Source organism: Paenibacillus lacisoli (assembly GCF_030580655.1).
Taxonomy (GTDB): domain Bacteria; phylum Bacillota; class Bacilli; order Paenibacillales; family Paenibacillaceae; genus Paenibacillus; species Paenibacillus lacisoli.
The window spans coordinates 90,397-109,164 of the sequence record NZ_JAUQTB010000001.1 but is presented as its reverse complement, the minus strand read 5'-3'; the positions used below and the strand labels follow the sequence as shown (position 1 = coordinate 109,164).

At 47.0% G+C, this 18,768-nt stretch carries 15 protein-coding genes and 1 riboswitch; of the genes, 11 read left to right on the top strand and 4 right to left on the bottom strand.

Features of this window, described 5'->3' with window-relative positions:
- Positions 1 to 287 precede the first annotated feature (287 nt).
- The 5 genes from Q5741_RS00535 (at position 288) to Q5741_RS00515 (ending at position 5,810) form a co-directional block, all read left to right on the top strand.
- Entirely contained in the window at positions 288 to 1,499 is a 1,212-nt protein-coding gene (locus Q5741_RS00535) for an MFS transporter (protein ID WP_305022092.1), read from the top strand.
- Between the two features lie 77 nt (positions 1,500 to 1,576).
- A complete protein-coding gene (locus Q5741_RS00530) occupies positions 1,577 to 2,302 on the top strand; it encodes a phosphonate ABC transporter ATP-binding protein (RefSeq protein ID WP_305022091.1) in 726 nt (241 codons plus the stop codon).
- A 39-nt stretch (positions 2,303 to 2,341) separates the two neighbouring features.
- Positions 2,342 to 3,667 carry a hypothetical protein gene (locus Q5741_RS00525; protein WP_305022090.1) on the top strand — a complete coding sequence of 442 codons (1,326 nt, stop codon included), beginning with the start codon at positions 2,342 to 2,344 and terminating at the stop codon, positions 3,665 to 3,667.
- Entirely contained in the window at positions 3,664 to 4,353 is a 690-nt protein-coding gene (locus Q5741_RS00520) for a response regulator transcription factor (RefSeq protein ID WP_305022089.1), read from the top strand. Before Q5741_RS00525 ends, Q5741_RS00520 begins: the two co-directional genes overlap by 4 nt.
- A 5-nt stretch (positions 4,354 to 4,358) precedes the next feature.
- Entirely contained in the window at positions 4,359 to 5,810 is a 1,452-nt protein-coding gene (locus Q5741_RS00515) for a sensor histidine kinase (RefSeq protein ID WP_305022697.1), read from the top strand.
- Between the two features lie 150 nt (positions 5,811 to 5,960).
- On the opposite strand, the gene Q5741_RS00510 is transcribed toward Q5741_RS00515, so the two are convergent.
- The gene (locus Q5741_RS00510) at positions 5,961 to 7,172 is read right to left on the bottom strand and encodes a glucose-1-phosphate adenylyltransferase (protein WP_305022088.1); all 1,212 of its coding nucleotides are present in this window, start codon (positions 7,170 to 7,172) and stop codon (positions 5,961 to 5,963) included.
- A gap of 218 nt (positions 7,173 to 7,390) precedes the next feature.
- Here Q5741_RS00510 and glgB point away from each other — a divergent pair, with 218 nt between their 5' ends.
- Together glgB and glgA are read left to right on the top strand one after the other, a co-directional pair.
- Entirely contained in the window at positions 7,391 to 9,448 is a 2,058-nt protein-coding gene (gene glgB / locus Q5741_RS00505; protein ID WP_305022696.1) for a 1,4-alpha-glucan branching protein GlgB, read from the top strand.
- Positions 9,445 to 10,917, top strand: coding sequence for a glycogen synthase GlgA (gene glgA / locus Q5741_RS00500; protein ID WP_305022087.1), 1,473 nt, complete (start codon positions 9,445 to 9,447; stop codon positions 10,915 to 10,917). The genes glgB and glgA overlap by 4 nt, the downstream gene beginning before the upstream one ends.
- 58 nt (positions 10,918 to 10,975) lie before the next feature.
- On the opposite strand, the gene Q5741_RS00495 is transcribed toward glgA, so the two are convergent.
- A complete protein-coding gene (locus tag Q5741_RS00495; RefSeq protein ID WP_305022086.1) occupies positions 10,976 to 12,019 on the bottom strand; it encodes a glycine-rich domain-containing protein in 1,044 nt (347 codons plus the stop codon).
- Positions 12,020 to 12,219: 200 nt separating this feature from the next.
- Here Q5741_RS00495 and Q5741_RS00490 point away from each other — a divergent pair, with 200 nt between their 5' ends.
- Entirely contained in the window at positions 12,220 to 13,254 is a 1,035-nt protein-coding gene (locus Q5741_RS00490) for an AI-2E family transporter (protein ID WP_305022085.1), read from the top strand.
- A gap of 92 nt (positions 13,255 to 13,346) precedes the next feature.
- On the opposite strand, the gene Q5741_RS00485 is transcribed toward Q5741_RS00490, so the two are convergent.
- Positions 13,347 to 14,519, bottom strand: coding sequence for a M20 family metallopeptidase (locus Q5741_RS00485; RefSeq protein ID WP_305022084.1), 1,173 nt, complete (start codon positions 14,517 to 14,519; stop codon positions 13,347 to 13,349).
- Between the two features lie 186 nt (positions 14,520 to 14,705).
- Here Q5741_RS00485 and Q5741_RS00480 point away from each other — a divergent pair, with 186 nt between their 5' ends.
- The 3 genes from Q5741_RS00480 to Q5741_RS00470 all read left to right on the top strand — a co-directional run bounded on the left by Q5741_RS00480 (position 14,706) and on the right by Q5741_RS00470 (position 17,880).
- Entirely contained in the window at positions 14,706 to 16,172 is a 1,467-nt protein-coding gene (locus tag Q5741_RS00480; protein WP_305022083.1) for an ABC transporter substrate-binding protein/permease, read from the top strand.
- Positions 16,159 to 16,881, top strand: a complete 723-nt coding sequence (locus Q5741_RS00475; RefSeq protein ID WP_305022082.1) for an amino acid ABC transporter ATP-binding protein — start codon at positions 16,159 to 16,161, stop codon at positions 16,879 to 16,881. Before Q5741_RS00480 ends, Q5741_RS00475 begins: the two co-directional genes overlap by 14 nt.
- Before the next feature lie 145 nt (positions 16,882 to 17,026).
- Positions 17,027 to 17,177, top strand: a riboswitch (cyclic di-AMP (ydaO/yuaA leader).
- A gap of 4 nt (positions 17,178 to 17,181) precedes the next feature.
- Positions 17,182 to 17,880, top strand: a complete 699-nt coding sequence (locus tag Q5741_RS00470; RefSeq protein ID WP_305022081.1) for a 3D domain-containing protein — start codon at positions 17,182 to 17,184, stop codon at positions 17,878 to 17,880.
- Between the two features lie 71 nt (positions 17,881 to 17,951).
- On the opposite strand, the gene Q5741_RS00465 is transcribed toward Q5741_RS00470, so the two are convergent.
- Entirely contained in the window at positions 17,952 to 18,560 is a 609-nt protein-coding gene (locus Q5741_RS00465; protein ID WP_305022080.1) for a polysaccharide deacetylase family protein, read from the bottom strand.
- Positions 18,561 to 18,768 lie beyond the last annotated feature (208 nt).

Here is an 18,768-nt window from a genome sequence, read left to right as displayed (position 1 = left end):
ATCACACAGAATGGACCGCCTGAAATGGCAGCCGCCTTTCCTGCGTAACTGAAAGTCTTGCCCATTCTGCTTCTTCGGAAAAAGATCCTGAAATATGCAGAATGAAATCTACATTTTCTGTTTTCATTATGGCTTGTTTAAGTAATCATTGTCCACTATAATTATTGTAGTTTGTCGAAATGAGGCTCAGCAGCAGCCACCACCAATTCATGGATGAATTTGGATTTCAGACAGGAAGTCGTCATTCCTTTTGACGATTTCTTTTGTATTTGTAGGGGGATTTTCTATTGTCATCAGCTGTATCGGAGCATTCTGGCTCCTCAGGCAGGCTCCATTTCCTGATATTAATAGCAGTTATCGTTATTGCAGGGATTAGCCAGGGGCTTCTGCTTCCTGTGTTATCCATTTATCTTGAGCAGATGGGGGTGTCTTCCTCTCTAAACGGGCTTAATTCTGCCGCTTTATACATAGGTTCTTTCGGAATGACCTTGGCAGCAGAAAAGCTGCTTGGACGTCTGGGGTTCAAGAAGCTGATGGCCAGCGGTCTGGTGCTTGTCATGGTCACCCTTTTATTGTTTCCGTTATTTCCGGATATCCGGATCTGGTTTGTTTTTCGCCTCTTCGTCGGAATTGGCGACAGCGCACTGCATTATGCGGCACAGCTGTGGGTACTGCTGGTAACACCTGTCCATCAGCGAGGACGCAATTTGTCGCTGTACGGGATGTCATACGGTCTTGGCTTCAGTCTGGGACCCTTCGGAATTTCGCTGCAGAAATACGGCATGTATGTACCATTCGTTCTTTTAGCTGTCATGCTTGCTCTCGTATTCCTGCTAGTCCTCCTCAAGCTGCCCAATATGAAGCCTGAGAAGCAGCCTGCGGATGAACATGCCAAACGCCGGTTTAGCAGAAGTTACCGGTGGGCGTGGTATGCGCTGCTTCCAGCTTTTCTTTATGGTTATATGGAAGCTAGTATGAATAGTAATTTTCCGGTTTATGGTCTCAGAATCGGTTACAGTCAGGACGATATTGCACTGCTGCTGCCTTTCATCGGAATTGGCGGTCTGGTTCTTCAGATGCCGCTCGGGATCCTGAGTGACCGGATCGGCCGCAGAAATGTCCTCATCTGGGCGGCGGCGGCAGGTGGATTGCTTTTTGTTCTGATTCCGTTCAGCGGAACCCATTTGATTGCGACGCTGCTGCTGCTGTTACTTGCAGGCGGCCTGGTCGGTTCATTCTTTTCACTTGGCCTGGCCTATGCGGCAGATCTGCTGCCAAAGCAGCTGCTGCCAGCGGCCAATGTGCTGGCTTCCTTTCATTTCAATGCCGGCAGTATTCTGGGCCCTAATATGGGTGGCAAACTTCTGGACAGCTTCTCCTTCGGAAGCCTGTTTTTTGTGATGGGAGCCGTTTATATCCTATTTGGGCTCATAGGCTTAGGCTTCAAGCCCGAAAAACGTGAGTTGCAGAACCACCAGTATATTGAGCATAAGGCTTGATTTGCATGACTTTTGGCTATTGTTTACAATAAAATGGACAGCAATACAGTACAGCGGACAAGAGGGGAAGTTCGGTTATGATAAAAGTGAATGCTTTGGCCAAAAGTTTGGGGGCAGACCGTGTTCCCGTTCTCAAAAATATCAGCTTCGAGGTTCATCACGGTGAGATGATTGCCGTTGTAGGTCCAAGCGGGAGCGGTAAGAGTATGCTGCTTCGCTGCCTTGCACTGAGGGAGTCGTGGGATCAGGGAACATTTATAATTGATGGTACGGATATTTTGAAGGGCGGAATGGCCGGTCGGAGCAAATTAAAGCGTGAGTGGGCATTTCTTGAGCAGAATCCGACCCTTTATCTGAACAAAACAGCACATAAAAACGTCATTATTGGTATGGCAGGTCAAACTCCGCTGTTTCGCAGAGTGACGGGTATGGTGAGATCCGATGATTATATGGGCGCGATGGACGTTCTGGAAGAACTAGGTCTGCTGGATAAGGCGAAGGAGAAAGCACAGAATCTCAGCGGCGGGGAAAGGCAGCGGGTGGCAATAGCACGAGCACTTGTGCATGGTGCCAGTGTCATACTTGCCGATGAACCCGTCATCGGACTGGATCCTCATTCTGCGGATGCTGTACTGGGTACACTTAAATCGCTGTGTGAGAAAGAGAAGATGACCGTGATCACCGTTCTTCCGATCGAGCTGGCTGAGAAGCATGCTTCCCGCATTTGGGGAATTTCCGACGGGGAGATCATTTTTGATATTCGCGGGCGGCGATTGACGATGGCTGAGAAGAATAAGTTGTAAGTGGGTTGAACCGCAGCTGCGGCTGTATAGAAAAGAGTGATGAAATTGTTTAAAGCTAGCTGGATGACGTCGCTGGTTGGAGCAGCAGGCCTCCTCTGTATGCCGCTGCTGCTAAGCGGATGTGATCTGATGAGGGATCCCGTTTCACTGATGAACACTCCAATTATGTCGACGGATAAAGAAAAACTCGTCAGTGTCATCAATACCCAGCTGCGGGATATTCCCGGAGCTACTCTGCTGCGTCCACGTGATCCCGATGATTCTAACACCATCCGCAGGGGCGACCTTAACAACGACGGAACCGAGGAAGCGGTAGTATTCTACGAAGCGCCTGACGATACACCACGGATTCACGGAATGCTGCTGGAGGAACAGCAGGGTACTTGGGTCAAGAAGCTGACATTCGAAGGCAAAGGTCTGGAGCTGGAATCCTTGAAACTGGTCGATCTGACCAATGATGGTCAGCTTGATATTGTAGCAGGCTATTCGACCGGAGATGATCAGGACGGGCAGAATTTGCTGGTTGTATATCGTTATAACGGCAGTAGTATCGAGAAGGTGCTGGAGATGCCTTATTCCAAATTTCTGGTCGAGGACAACCGGCGAGAGCCGCTGGATCTGAACGGAGACGGAATCAATGATCTAACAGTAATTTCATATAAACAGAATGAGATGCCATCCGTGACAACATATCAATACAATGGATCGTTTCAAGAAATCGGCAAGCTGGATCTGGATAATACCGTTAATAATTTCTATAATATTGTAGCAGGCAAGATAGCCAAGAATAAGGAAGGGATTATCATTGATACCCAGCTTGCAGCACACAGCTATTACTCCAGTATGATTACGATGAATAATGAAGTAATGGAGGAGGTTCAGCTGCAGGATCATACTCAGAAAGATGCTATGATCAAGAGCGGTGACGTGGACGGAGACGGCATCATTGAATACGGCATACTGAAGCGGCCGGACGGATGGGAGCATTTTGCACCAGATGACGTTCCTTTCTTTGTTAACTATTATCAGTGGGACGGCAAAAACGGCTCCAAGTTTGTGATGCAGAAATATGAGGATTTTGAAGACCGTTTCTCGCTAAAAATACCAAGCGATTTGTATGGAAAGGTTACCCTCGATACCAAGTCGCAAAAGGATAAATATCTGAAATTCATTAAAACCGATACCGGACAGACGCTGGCAGAGATTAAATTTTTTACTCTTCAGCAATGGGAAGATGCCAAGGGGAGCTGGGAGGAGCGGATCCGGGATAAGGACCGTGTCGTCGGTATCAAATTGCATGGAGAATTCCTGGAGAATAAATTAAATAATTCAGGTCTCAGTGATAGGAAAGGGGTAAAGCAGTGAGCAAAGTACTTATTTTAGAAGACGAGGAATCGATCCGCAGTTTTATTGTCATTAATCTCAAGCGCAACGGCTTCGAAGTATTGGAAGCGGGGGACGGGAATGAAGCGCTGCAGATTCTCAAAAGCGTTCAGGACATAGATATCGCGTTGTTGGATGTCATGGTGCCGGGAATCGACGGTTTTGAAGTGTGCCGCCGTATCCGTGAAACGAACGAGCGTATAGGAATCATATTCCTGACAGCCAAAGTCCAGGAGCAGGACAAAGTCTATGCGCTGTCCGTAGGAGCTGATGATCATATCAGCAAGCCGTTCAGCCCGACTGAACTTGTTGCTCGTATTCAATCGTTGCTGCGCCGGGTGAACGTCCATCGGGAAACCTCGGCCAGAGTATCTTTCCATTCCGGTCCGTTCACATTGGATCTGATCTCCAAGCAGTTTAAGAAGAACGGACAAATGGTGGAGCTGACTCCAACCGAATTCTCCCTGATTCAGTTCTTCCTAGAAAAGGAGAATACACCGCTCAGCCGGGACGTTCTGCTTGATCATGTGTGGGGAAAAGAGTATATGGGGGATCCTAAAATTGTGGATGTGAACATCCGCAGACTTCGTCAAAAAATTGAGAATAATCCTTCGGAACCGGAGTTTTTGCAAACCGTGTGGGGACATGGCTATAAATGGAAAGGCTAGGCGGCATGTTCAAGCGGGGAATCCGCAGACAAATAGTATTACATTACTTTTTTGTTGTGTTTCTGGCGCTTCTGCTGGTCGAGGTCATCTTCCTGTTTGCCATTCGCGCCTACTACTACGACAGCATTTTTGGCCATATCAAAAACCATGTTGAAGTCGTAACCGATTTTGTAGGCGGGCGTTCGGACACGGAAGAGAATGTCTCGCAAGAGCTGCTGAATACGTTTAAGCTCGACAAAACCCAATATGAAATTTTAGATGATCAAGGAAATGTACTCATTAATTCGACAGGGTTTGAATCCGACCGCCGCGTACAGACCAGTGATCTGCCCCAGGCCTTGGCAGGAGATATCGGACGCTGGGTGGGAAGGGAGACAACAACGGGGGAGCAGGTCATGGCCGTATCGAAGAAGTTCCAGCTGTCCGGAGAGAATGTTTATGTCATCCGATATGTGACATCGCTCAAAGGTGTCAATGAGAAGCTGTTCACCATTACGCTTCTGGCTGCGCTGATCGGAGTCGCCGTGCTCGCAGTCGTGTTCATCTTCAGTGTAGGGCTGGCAAACTCTATCGTCAGGCCGATTAACAACATCACCCAGGTGTCTGCCCAGCTGGCCAAAGGCCGGTTTGATAAGAGGGTCAAAGGAAACTACAGGTATGAACTCGGAGAGCTGGCATCAACGCTCAACTATATGGCCGAAGAGATTGTACGTACAAACCAGGTGAAGGACGATTTTATTTCTTCGATTTCGCATGAACTCCGGACCCCGTTGACCAGCATCAAAGGCTGGAGTGAGACCCTCAACATGGGAGATTATGATCCGGAAGAAACACGCGTGGGGATGCGAATTATATCTAAAGAGACGGAGCGGCTCATTGGTCTAGTCGAGGAAATTCTTGATTTCTCGAAGCTGCAGCAGAATGAAATGAAGCTGGTAATGAACCGGGTCAATTTACGTGAGATTCTACAGGAAATTATGCTGAATGTCTGGGCGAAAGGTGAGCAGAAGCAGGTACATCTGAAGCTGGAAGCTGAAGAATTGCCGTATTTTGTGCAAGGGGATGCGAACCGCCTGAAGCAGGTGTTCTTGAATATTGTCGATAATGCGGTCAAATTTTCTCACGAAAACTCCTGGATATTCCTCACCCTGCAAAAAGAGAACGGTTTTATCTCTGTTGCGGTTCAGGATACCGGAATAGGTATAAGTGAAGAACATCTGGCCAAAGTAAGAGACCGATTCTTCCAGGCAGATCATCAGCATGGAGGAACAGGCCTGGGGCTGGCCATCACTCAGCAGATTGTGGAGCTCCATCACGGAGAGATGGTTATGCAGAGCGAACTCGGGGTAGGCACCACGGTGACGGTTACTTTACCGGCAGCAGAGGATGAGGAGCCCGAGGAGGAGCTGTCTTCTTACACAGAAGAGGGACCCGAAGACGAGAAAGAAGTTATTTAGAGTTCATATTAAATAAGCCGTGTCCATAAAGGACGCGGCTTATTTTGCCAATAAGGAAGGAGGAGAAAAGGAATACAAGGCGAATTAGGTAATCAGGCATTAAAAAAGAGGGCCTCTCCCGAGGACGCCTCTTGATGTAATGATTAAATTTTACAGACCTTCGGCCACCAGTCGACCGGATTTCTCGTATCCTTTGAGAATACGAGCTGGCTGAGTTCGAACAGCAGGTTTGGCCAGTACCGTCTCATTAGGTCCAACTACGATAATGTCTCCGGCTTTACCTTTGACTACTGCACCGTCTTTTATGACTGCACCTTCACCAATGATGGCATGCTCAATCAATACATTGCGGCCGATTTTAACATTCGGCATAACCACGCTGTCCTTGATTTGAGAGAACTTGCCAACCTCCACGCCGCAGAACACGACAGAGTTGTCGGCCTGGCCTTCCATCGAACAGGAATCATGAACCAAAGCACGTTCAGGAACAAACGTACGAGGTTTGGAAGCACTTAGTTTGGTACGCCATTGACGCGTAAACATCGGCCAGGACTCATCGTTCAAATTGATCTCGCATTGATCGCCAAGAAGGTCCATGTGTGAATCCCACAGGCTCTGAATCGTACCGACATCTTTCCAGTAGCCCTGGAACTCGTATACGAACAGCGGTTCTTCGCCGCTAAGCATCGCAGGGATGATATCTTTTCCAAAGTCATGATTGGATTGTTCATTCGCTGCATCTGCAATTAAGTGTTTACGCAAATATTCCCACTTAAACATGTAAATACCCATAGAAGCCAGATTGCTCTCAGGCTGCTGTGGTTTCTCAGCAAATTCAGTGATCCGCAGATCTGTATTGGCAGTCATTACACCAAAGCGGTGTGCTTCTTCCCAAGGAACCTCCATGACCGAAATGGTAGCTACCGCTTGATTGCGAACATGTGCGTCCAGCATCTCACGATAGTTCATATGATAAATGTGGTCACCAGACAGGATCAGAACATGCTCAGGATTCTGGCGATCAATGTATTCAATGTTCTTGTAGATGGCGTCCGCAGTGCCAAGGTATTCGTCATTGCCTGTATTGTATGAAGGCAGAAGGCTGATTCCACTGTTGCCTTGTTCCGGCAGCCCCCACGGTTCACCTTCACCGATATGCTCATGTAGGGACTCTGCTTCATACTGAGTCAATACGCCAACTGTATCAATACCGGAATTGACACAGTTGCTGAGAGGAAAATCGATGATACGGTAATGTCCGCCGAACGGCACGGCAGGTTTTGCTATGGTTGAAGTCAGAGGAGCAAGTCTCCGTCCTTCTCCGCCCGCTAGCAGCATGGCAATGCATTCTTTCTTTTCCATGGTGTTTCCCTCCCAAAATTGTGTGTCTGTGTTTAATACATAAACGGATATAAGTCGGTTTGAAACGATGTATATTGTCGATAATGCATAAAATTACAAAAATATTTTTTGACGCTCATGTTTATGTTCAAAGTGGCTAAAATGGGGTAATGGGTTTAATAAAGTCCAACTTTAAAAGCAGGTGATGATGAGTGAAAGCAGATTTGGGCAATCGTCTGATGTCGAAAGAAGATATTTATTTATTTCATGAAGGAACCCTTTATCAGAGTTACCGAAGTCTGGGCGCACACCTCACGACTGAGGATGGCGAAGAGGGCGTCCGTTTTACCGTCTGGGCTCCAAACGCCCTTCATGTCGGCCTGGCCGCGGATTTTAACGGCTGGAACGGCGAGAACGATTCATTACATAAGATACCCGATTCGGGCATTTGGAGTCGTTTTTTTCCGGGGATAACGGAAGGTACTTTTTACAAATACGACATTACATCTCCAAGTGGAGAACGGCTTCTAAAGGCCGATCCGTATGCCATTCATGCCGAGGTAAGGCCTGCAACAGCTTCAGTAGTGTCCACCCTGGAAGGACACAGCTGGAAGGACGCAGCTTGGGTCCGCAAACAGCGTGAGCCTTATCAGAAACCACTGAATATTTATGAGGTTCATTTTGGTACATGGAAACAAAAGGAAGACGGCTCTTTTTATACATATCGTGAAATGGCGGAATTACTTATTCCTTATGTATTAGAAATGGGTTACACCCATATTGAAATTATGCCCCTGAGCGAGCATCCTTATGATCTTTCGTGGGGATACCAGTCGACAGGGCTGTTCGCTTTGACGAGTCGTTACGGCAAGCCGCAGGATTTTATGTATTTTGTTGACCAGTGTCATCAGGCTGGAATAGGGGTGCTGCTGGATTGGGTTCCCGCTCATTTTGCTAAGGACGCCCAAGGTCTGCGACAGTTTGACGGTGCTCCGCTGTATGAATACGGAGATCCTTTGCTGGCTGAAAAGCCGGGATGGGGGACCCTTAGCTTTGATTACAGCAAGCCGGAGATCCGTTCTTATTTGATCAGCAACGCGCTGTTCTGGATGGAGGTGTATCACATTGACGGTCTGCGGGTTGATGCGGTAACGAGTATGATTCGTCTGGACTTTGAGAAGCAGGAAGGGCAGTTCAGACGGAATGTACATGGCGGACTGGAGAATCTGGAAGCTATCCAATTTTTGCAGCAGCTGAACAGGACGATATTCAGCTATTATCCTCATGCTCTGATGATGGCTGAAGAATCCAGCGCATGGCCGAAAGTTACATCTCCGATCGAGGAAGACGGACTCGGTTTTAACTACAAATGGAATATGGGCTGGATGAATGATACGCTTGATTATGTTGAGAAGGAGTTTCAGGATCGGCCGAATCATCATAACTTGCTTACATTCCCTATTGTTTATGCTTATTCTGAGAATTTCATTCTTCCGCTTTCTCATGATGAAGTGGTGCATGGCAAGAAATCATTACTGGATAAGATGCCGGGGTCCTATGAGCAGAAGTTTGCAGGACTGCGTGCCTTATTGGGGTATCAAATCACGTCCCCGGGTAAAAAGCTGCTGTTTATGGGTGGCGAATTCGGTCAGTTTATTGAATGGAAGGACGAGGAGCCTCTGGATTGGTTCCTGCTGGATTACGACGCACACCGGCAAGTACATCATTATACGAAGATGCTTAACCATTTGTACAAACAGGAGAAGGCGCTGTGGGAACTGGATCATTCCATGGACGGTTACCAATGGATCAGTGCTGACGACTCCAACCAGAGTGTAATCAGTTATATCCGTCATGGGAAGAAGCCAGGAGACAGCCTGATTATTCTGATTAACTTGCAGCCTGTCGAACGCCCGGATTACAGGATTGGCTTGTACAAACCAGGCAGCTATGATGAGATCTTCAATTCGGATTCCGTTGAATTCGGAGGAAACGGTTCTAGTAACGGCAAGTCCTTGAAGACAACCAAAATTTCATGGCATGGTCAGCCGAATACTCTTGAAGTAAAACTTCCTCCGCTGAGTATGGTCATTCTAAAAAAGACACCGCGCAAGACGGCAGCCAAAGCATCCAAGGCGGATGAGAAGGTGGAGATTGCGGAGGTTCAGCTAACCGTCAAAAAAAGAACAAAAAAAGCTAAAAACAAGCCGTTGGAGCCAGCGACAAATGTGACTGCAGAAACAACGACGGCTGAGACAACCAGGAGTGGAGTACGAAACAGGAGGACAAAGAAATGAATATATTATTTGCGGCAGCCGAAGCCCATCCGTTTATCAAAACAGGGGGGCTGGCAGACGTCATCGGTGCCCTTCCCAAAGCGCTTTTGGCAGCCGGGCATGACGTTCGTGTAATCCTGCCGAAATACCAGGGGATTCCAGCGCTTTTTAAGGAACAAATGAAGTCTGAAGCCATTACAGAAATCCATGTGGGCTGGCGAAATCAGTACTGTGGTATTGAGAGCTTGAATTATGAAGGAATCACAGTGTACTTTGTTGATAATATGTATTATTTTGGCGGAAGAGAAGGCATTTACGGATACATGGATGACGGTGAACGTTTTTCCTTCTTCAATCGTGCGGTACTCGAAGCGCTGCCCCTGATTGAATTCCAGCCGGATGTACTGCACTGCCATGACTGGCATTCTGCGATGATCCCGCTTCTGCTGGAGTCAGATTACCGTTCTCAGAATTTTTACAGCCAGATTCGCACGGTATTCACCATACATAATCTGCTGTATCAGGGTATTTTCCCTTATGAAGTATTGACGGAGCTGCTTGAACTGGACAGCCGTTATTTTACGTATGAAGGGGTAGAGTATTACGATAAGGTTAATTTCCTTAAGGGCGGCCTCGTATACTCCGATCATGTGACAACTGTAAGCCCTACTTACGCGAGGGAGATACAGACTGACTATTATGGTTATGGGCTGGATGACCTCCTGCGCCATCTTGGACATCACGGCAAATTGAGCGGGATCGTGAACGGGATCGATACGGAGAGTTATAATCCTGCCACAGACCAGAAAATCTACCAACCCTATGATCAAGATCTGACACTGAAAAGACGGAACAAGGCAGGACTGCAGGAAGAGCTTGGGCTGCCGGTGAAGCCGGATATTCCGATGATAGCTATGGTAACCCGGCTGGTTGATATGAAGGGCCTGGATCTGGTCAGCCGGGTATTGGACGAATTGATGTATACGGAGGATTTCCAATTTGTCGTGCTCGGCACGGGAGATCCTGCTTATGAACATTGGCTTATGGAAGCGGCCAACAGACATCCGGACAATGTCTCGGTTAACATAACCTTTAATGATGCGCTGTCACGTAAAATATATGCAGCCTGCGACATGTATCTGATGCCTTCTAAATTTGAACCCTGCGGAATCAGTCAGCTCCTGGCCCTGCGATATGGAAGTATTCCCATTGTGCGGGAAACCGGTGGATTGAACGATACAGTACACGCCTATAACGAATTTACTGGTGAAGGGAACGGATTCACGTTCACCAATTACAATGCACATGACATGCTGTATACGATTCGTCGTGCACTCTCCTTCTTTAATCAGGATGATCACTGGACAAAGATCACGAGCAATGCTTTTCAGGGCGATTACAGCTGGAATGTTTCTGCGGAGGAGTATATTCACATTTATCATTCCATTCAGGGAGTGGTGGAGAACGAAGCCTCTACAGATTCGGAATAATACGAAAGAATTGTCAAAAAGGCTGTTCCTACTTAGGGTAGGAACAGCCTTTTTGAGATTAATTACTGCATCCTCCGCCACAGCTGCTGCAGGAAGAGCCGCCGCTATCCGACGAACCGCCGCTGTCGTGGGAGCCGCCGCCATGATCGCTTCCGCCGGAATGCGAATTATGATGTCCGTGATCATGATGATGTGAATGCTTGTGTCCATGGTCGTCGGAACTGAATGATCCGCAGCCTGAGCTGGAGCTGCCAGTATACATATCCTTGCGTTCTTCCGCAGGGGGCATCATGAATTGACCATAATCGGGACTTTCACTCCATGCATAAAATAAAGCGGCTGTGAGCAGGGTATTCGTGCTGGAATAGTTGACATCATAGTGATTCTTACTACCATTCTTGAACGGATGGATCCTTGACCGAATGTTACGGCGAATCTGCTGAATAGCTGTCTGAGCTTCTGGAATCTGTTCATAAGCTGATCGGTTAGCCCGGGGACCAAAAGTGGATTCGGCTGCAATGCTTACCTCCAGTTCTTTCTTCGGAATCGGATGGCGGAAGAAAGTCCCCCACAAGGAGGCGCTATGCGGATTCCAGCCAAAGCATTCCACGTATATGAGATCAAACCAGCCGCGCTCGGTTGGCATGGGCACTGGGCTTGTATGAGGGGTATGATGCAGCATATTACCCAGAAATTTCTCAGTGAATTGCTGATAATCCCGCGTAAACATCAGCATTTCGTGCCAGACGTCGTCCACTTTGCTGCTGAACATCGGTACTTTATCCATGATTGCACATAGAATAAAATACCTTTTTAATTCCAGCCAGAGCCAGTCATACTGTACATCGGTAACTTGAGGATGATCAGCTAGGAACCGGGTGCGAATGGACTCCGTAAATTGCGGAGATAATGACTGCTCCAGCCTTTGGGCTAGCGGATAAACGATACTCGTCGTTTCTGCAACTGCAGGAGCTGGCGGTAAAGAAGTCGGGCTGCTTTTAGGGGCCTTACGGTACGTAGATGATGAGCTTCGTTTGCGTACAAGATTGATAACAAAGATAAAAGCAAAAATACATATAATCACAATTAAAAAAGAATTCATCTGCTAAAGACCTCCATTTGCTGTAAAATGAGTTGTAGGCATCCATATTCTATTATGGCAAAACCAGGTAGAAGGTGCAAAACAAAAATGAAAATTCATTCATGTAGTGAAACGCAAAAACATTTTGTGCGTACTAAGATAGATGGCGTACACTGCGTTTGTCTGGATAGAGATTGATAGGGATAGATCAGGGGGATTGTATGGAGAAATTCAAGGCTTTTATTATGCAAAATGATATGATCAGGCGGCTGCTGGTACTGCTTATCATCATTGCCATTCTGTTCGGTCTTCGGGGGATGCTGAACCTGATGCTGCTGTTATTTCTGGTGACCTATGTAATGGATCGCCTGCAGGATTTTATTACGCGGCAGTTAAACCGATGGTTTAGAGTTGACTACAGGGTAGTCGTTGTTCTCTTATATGTATTCATCGTTACCTTCTTGACGGTAGGCATATCTAATTACATGCCGAAAGTCATTACTCAGATCACCGGACTGACCAATGAACTGCTGAGCTTTATTAATTCAGAGCCGAATGACAAGTTTTCTAAATACGTTTCTGAAGGACTTGCTAATTTTGATATTCAGTCTTATGCCAAGCATGGTCTTGATTACCTGCTGAAGCTGGGCAAATGGATTGAAGTTATATTGTTCGTTATTATCTTGAGTTTGTTTTTTCTTCTGCAGAAAAAGGCCATTCAGACGTTTACTGACAAGTTTTCTACAAGTAAGATTGGCTGGTTTTACGATGAACTGAAATACTTTGGGCAAAAGTTTGTTTCTTCATTTGGGAAAGTACTCGAAGTGCAGCTGCTCATTGCCGTCTTTAACACGGTATTTACAACGATTGCACTGTGGATTTTGGGTTTCCCTTACCTGTTCGCCCTTTCCATTTTGATTATGCTGCTCAGTCTTGTACCGGTGGCAGGGGTCATTATATCTCTTATCCCGCTTTGCCTGATTGGTCTTCAGATTGGCGGAATAAAAATGGTTCTGTATGTCATCATCATCATCATCGTGATTCACGCCCTGGAAAGTTACCTGCTGAATCCGAAGCTGATGTCATCGAAGACCCAGCTGCCGATCTTTTATACATTTATTATTTTGATCTTTTCCCAGCATTATTTAGGCGTATGGGGGCTGATTATCGGGATCCCGATTTTCATGTTTGTACTGGATATCCTGGATGTAAATAAAGTGAATAATCGCGGTATACTGCCGCCGGAAGAAAAATAAATATGACTTGCAACAAATAGATCAAGCAAGCCTACACAAAAAGGACGCTGCCAAGCCATTAGGCCAAGCAGCGTCCTTTTATATTTGGCAGTTTAATTTGCCGAGCTAAATTCGTCCTTAATCTGCTTCAGCAATTCAGCGTTGTCCATTACCTCATAAGCAGTACAGCCCAAAACCTTAGCTCCGAGAATCATCGCATCCAAGGCACGGTCAAGCATGGCCAAATCCCGGAATTCCGGGGTATGCAGGGAATGCTGCTCATCAACGACCTGGATGTAAGGATGAATTGCGGGACAGCGCAATGACACATTGCCCAGATCTGCGGATCCGTGATCATTTCCTTTGGTAACCGCTTCAGGGGCGATCCCGTTTTCAATCAAATTCCGCGTGTAGGCGTCGGATAAGGTCTCATTTGTAACTAGTTCATCATAGGATGTCTCGTAATTAGAGGTTTCCAGCCTGCAGCCGGTCTGCATCGCTGCACCCTCCGCGACATGGATGACACGCTGGGTCAGTGAAGTCAGCTCCTTGCGAGTTGCTGCCCTTACATAGAATTGGGCGGATGCATAGTCAGGAATAATGTTCGCCGCCTGGCCGCCGGCATTAATGATTCCGTGAATACGAACAGAACTTTTAACCTGCTGGCGCAAAGCGTTAATTCCGTTGAATGTCTGGATCACAGCATCGAGGGCATTGATGCCCTCGTGAGGGCTGGCTGCTGCATGTGCAGCCTTGCCGAAGAACTCAAATTGTACAGCATCCATGGCAAGCGAACTGCCCGAACGCTCATGGGCATAATAGGGGTGTGCCATCATCGCAAAATCACAATCATCAAACAGGCCGGCAGCGGCCATCGGCACTTTAGCTCCGCGAGTCTCTTCGGCAGGTGTACCATACACACGGATCGTGCCTCCAAGCTCATCAATCACACTTTTGAGACCAACCGCTGCTCCCACACTCATCATGCAGATCAGATGGTGACCGCAGGCATGTCCCAGGTCCTTAAGCGCATCATATTCAGCGAGAAGGCCGACGACAGGGCCGTCCTTGGCAGCAGAATAAGTTCCTATGAATGCCGTTTCGATCCCGAGTACAGGTGCTTCGATCTCAAAACCATGAAAAGCGAGCTCCTCTTTCAATCTTGCCGAGGCGAGATATTCTTCATTTCCAAGCTCCGGATTCGCACCGATAAATGATGAGATCTCTCTAAAACGGGAAGAATATTGATCAATTACAGTCTTAATCTGTTCTTTAGGGGTAGACATCAAGAATCGCACTCCTTATGGTTCACAATGAAAAATAGTATAGCATAAATTCATTGCATAATCATGCATTTTCATCTATAATGACACAGGCAGTAGGATCATAGGCAATACCAATAAAGCTTATTGAGAAAACAACATGCCGTTTAAAGCATCGTTTTCTAACAGCATAGTAAGGGAGAGACAGGATTGAAGAGAGTATATCGCTACATTGTTATGCTGCTGACCACAGTCATTTTGCTTAGCGCAGCTGTACCGGCAGCCCTTGCTTCAGGTACTTCAACAGAAGGAAGCAAAAAAGTCATCATTTTAGGCACGAGTGCCGAATTCCCTCCTTATGAATTCCATAAGACCATTAACGGGAAAGACGAAATTGTAGGTTTCGACATCGAGATTGCCAAGGCAATCGCCAAGGATATGGGTGCTGAACTGCAGATTCAGGATATGGGCTTCGACAGCCTCCTGGCTGCACTGCAGAGCAAGCGGATTGACCTGATCATTTCGGGAATGACGCCAACTGAAGAGCGCCGCAAGAGCATTGATTTTTCCGATCCTTATTACAGAGCCACACAAAGTATTGTTGTTCGTAAGGAAGATCAGGACAAATTCAAGACGATGAAAGACCTGGAGAATGCCAAGATCGGTGTTCAGAAAGGGTCCATCCAGGAGGAGATTGGTCAAGGTATACCTGGTTCCAAGCTGACTTCAATTGATAAAATTCCGGACATTATTATGCAGCTGCAGACCGACCGGGTTGATGCAGCCATTATGGAAGACACGGTAGCCAAAGCGTATATCGACGATGAGATCGTCTTCGCACCGGCGGTTCCCGATGATGCTGTTTCGGATGCGGCCATTGGAATCCGCAAGGGTGATACGGAACTGCTGAATTCAGTTAACCAGACATTGGCTCGTTTGAAGAGTGAAGGCAAAATCGATCAGATGGTGCAGGACGCGAGCAACCTTTCAGCAGGTAAAATGAAAGAGAAGTCCTCAAACATTTTCTCTGTGTTCTGGGAATACCGTAGTTATTATGCCAAAGGTGTAGGGTATACCTTGCTGCTGTCTGCATTGAGTGTATTTTTCGGTTTTATTATCGGTCTGATTATCTGCCTGTTCCGTATGTCGAATGTATCGGTCCTGAGATGGCTGGCCAGCGCCTATGTTGAAATTTTGCGGGGTACACCTATGCTCGTACAGCTGATGATCATCCACTATGGTATTGCATTATCTACAGGTATTAATTTCACACCGATCGAATCGGGCATTATTACACTTTCGATTAACAGCTCCGCTTATCTTGCCGAGATTTTCCGGGCAGGGGTTCAAGGCGTGGAGAAAGGTCAGATGGAAGCTGCGCGCTCCCTCGGTATGAATCGGGGTACTGCAATGCGCCATATTATCCTGCCACAGGCCTTGAAGGCGGTTCTACCTGCGATAGGCAACGAATTTGTAACAATTATCAAAGAATCTTCCATCGTGTCGGTGATCGGCATGGCGGAAATTATGTACCAGGCCAGTGTGGTCAAAAACATAACGTATATGAGCTTTAGCCCGTTCCTTATTGCTGCGGCTCTGTACTTCATCATGACATTCATTCTATCCAAGCTGTTGGGAGTATGGGAAAGGAAGTTGAGAGCCAGTGATCACCGTTAATCAACTGCACAAGTCTTTCGGCAAAAATGAAATTCTGAAAGGCATCAATATTGAGATTGATAAAGGCGAAGTCGTCGTCGTAATTGGACCCAGCGGCTCCGGCAAAAGTACATTTCTGCGCTGTCTGAATCTTCTGGAAGAGCCAACCAGCGGGCAGATTCTGTTCGAAGGACAAGTAATTACCGATAAGAAGCATGATATTAATGCAACGCGCGAAAAGATGGGAATGGTTTTCCAGCATTTCAACCTATTTCCTCATAAGACCGTTATGCAGAACCTGACGATTGCACCTGTACAGGTGAGGAAGCAGTCTCAGCAGGAAGCGGAGAAGATCGCCGCAGATCTTCTTCGTACAGTAGGTCTGGAAGACAAGCGGGATGCTTATCCCAGCCAATTGTCGGGAGGACAAAAGCAGCGTATTGCTATCGCTCGTGCGTTAGCGATGCAGCCGCATGTAATGCTGTTCGATGAACCAACGTCAGCACTGGACCCAGAAATGGTCGGTGAGGTGCTGGATGTGATGAAGAAGCTTGCCGAAGGCGGCATGACGATGGTCATCGTGACTCATGAGATGGGCTTTGCACGTGAAGTGGGTGACCGGATTATTTTCATGGATCAAGGTGTTATTCTGGAAGAAGGAACGCCGGAGGAAGTGTTCTCTAATCCGCAGCATGCAAGAACACAAGATTTTCTAGCCAAAGTACTGTAGTTTGACGCCGGTGCTTTCACTTCCCTTTATGAAGTGAAAGCACCTTTTTTATATAGACCGGCATCAAAGCGCTACCAACATTTTCTTGGTTCAAAGGTTACAAAATTGTGATATATTCAAATCGGCCAAAACTTCCATGATCAACATAAACGGATTACAGAATCAATGGATTGTACGGAGGATCCCAAAATGGCGGGTTCAAGCAGATACCGTCTTGGGGTGAATTGCAGTTAAGCATAGGGCAGCTCCAGCCCGAACCCGACAGCTAACTCCGCAGGCCTGACTAAGGAGGAAATCACAATGACGACAACAAACATGATAACAACGAAGAAATCCACATGGCAGGCCAAAGCCGCCGCACTCCTGCTGGGAGCAGCCTTGTTCCTGCAGACTCTTCCTGCACATGCAGAACAGGTGCATGTCGCCAAGGAAGGAGATACATATTATTTGCTTTCCCAGAAGTACCGAGTAAGTGTTGACAAGCTGACTAAAGCCAATCCGGGTATACCAGCCAGTAACATTTATGCCGGCCGCAAGATTGTGATCCCGGGTGCTGCTGCCAAATCGGGTACGGTGAACGCTTCGGCAGCATCTTCTCCCGTACCTTTACAGCCAAAATCACTATTGAATGTGAATTCTGAGAATAAAGAAGTGACGGCTTGGGGGAAATCCTTTAACTACAGCAAGACGATGAATGTTACAGCAACGGCCTATTCGGCCGCGAACGAAGAGAACGGCTGGGGAGCCGTTGATTACTTCGGGAACCCGTTGAAACTGGGAACTATTGCAGTGGACTCCAGCGTGATTCCTCTAGGTACAAAGGTGCTGGTTACGGGATACTCTCATCCTGGCTTGCCAAAACAGGCTTATGTAGCCACTGCTTCAGATAAAGGCAGTGCTATCAAAGGAAATCGTATTGATATCTTTATTCCGGGAAGCCGCAGCTTCGTTAGCCAGTTCGGATATCAGAACGTTAAACTGTATGTCCTCAATAAATAACATAACATAAGTTATGTAAACTAAAATTAAATGACGGGAACAAGTCAATCATGGCTGCCCGTCATTTTCCTTTATTTTTCCTGCTGCACCTTCAGCATTTCAGGAAGTGTTACTAATTGGTATCCACGATGCTTCAACTCCATAATAATCTCAGGTAAAGCCTGTATTCCTCCAGACAGATCAGAGCCAACGCCTCCCCCGGCGTGCATTAGAATAATAGAGCCCGGACCTACGTTATTCAAAATATTGTGCTTAACCTGCTCCTTGCCGATACCTGACCAATCCATTGAATCCACATTCCAATTGACAACCTTATATCCTCGGGCGCGGGCCCATCTAACCTGTTGTTCATTAATTTCTCCATAGGGTGTGCGGATCAGCCGCGGCCGGTATCCTATAATAGAGTCCAGTTCATTTTCAGTTTGCAAAATTTGTGTGCGAAAGGTGTTCACTGTTTTTTTCTTGAAATTGGGATGGCTGAACGAGTGGTTGCCCACTACATGCCCTTCACGTGCGATTCTTGTTGTAAGTGCCTGATGCTTGTGAGCCCGGTTCCCGACAACAAAAAAGGTTCCTCGAATATGATATCTGCTGAGAATATCGAGAATCTGGGGGGTGAAGCGCGGGTCAGGGACGTCATCAAAGGTAAGGGCTACTTGTCGTGTCCGCGGACCATGCATGGTGAATGTATCTCTGTATTTCCGATTTAGCTCTCCTAAGGTTAGGGGGGCCTGTTCGGTATAAAACGTAGTCTGCCGGATCATAGGCTCGGCCCTGTTAGGCTGCGCAAATAGAGGCTTGGAATCAAACATGAGTAAAAAAAAGAACGAAGCTGTGATTGTTAAAATGCTGCGAAAATTCATCTTATTCTCCTTTCAGAAACCGTAC

Bases quoted from the DNA above. Each gene is read 5' to 3' on its own strand.
- Q5741_RS00530 (WP_305022091.1), top strand. From the start codon at position 1,577: ATGATAAAAGTGAATGCTTTGGCCAAAAGTTTGGGGGCAGACCGTGTT.
- Q5741_RS00525 (WP_305022090.1), top strand. From the start codon at position 2,342: ATGAAATTGTTTAAAGCTAGCTGGATGACGTCGCTGGTTGGAGCAGCA.
- Q5741_RS00515 (WP_305022697.1), top strand. From the start codon at position 4,359: ATGTTCAAGCGGGGAATCCGCAGACAAATAGTATTACATTACTTTTTT.
- Q5741_RS00510 (WP_305022088.1), bottom strand. From the start codon at position 7,172: ATGGAAAAGAAAGAATGCATTGCCATGCTGCTAGCGGGCGGAGAAGGA.
- glgB (WP_305022696.1), top strand. From the start codon at position 7,391: ATGTCGAAAGAAGATATTTATTTATTTCATGAAGGAACCCTTTATCAG.
- glgA (WP_305022087.1), top strand. From the start codon at position 9,445: ATGAATATATTATTTGCGGCAGCCGAAGCCCATCCGTTTATCAAAACA.
- Q5741_RS00495 (WP_305022086.1), bottom strand. From the start codon at position 12,019: ATGAATTCTTTTTTAATTGTGATTATATGTATTTTTGCTTTTATCTTT.
- Q5741_RS00490 (WP_305022085.1), top strand. From the start codon at position 12,220: ATGGAGAAATTCAAGGCTTTTATTATGCAAAATGATATGATCAGGCGG.
- Q5741_RS00485 (WP_305022084.1), bottom strand. From the start codon at position 14,519: ATGTCTACCCCTAAAGAACAGATTAAGACTGTAATTGATCAATATTCT.
- Q5741_RS00470 (WP_305022081.1), top strand. From the start codon at position 17,182: ATGACGACAACAAACATGATAACAACGAAGAAATCCACATGGCAGGCC.
- Q5741_RS00465 (WP_305022080.1), bottom strand. From the start codon at position 18,560: ATGCATGGTCCGCGGACACGACAAGTAGCCCTTACCTTTGATGACGTC.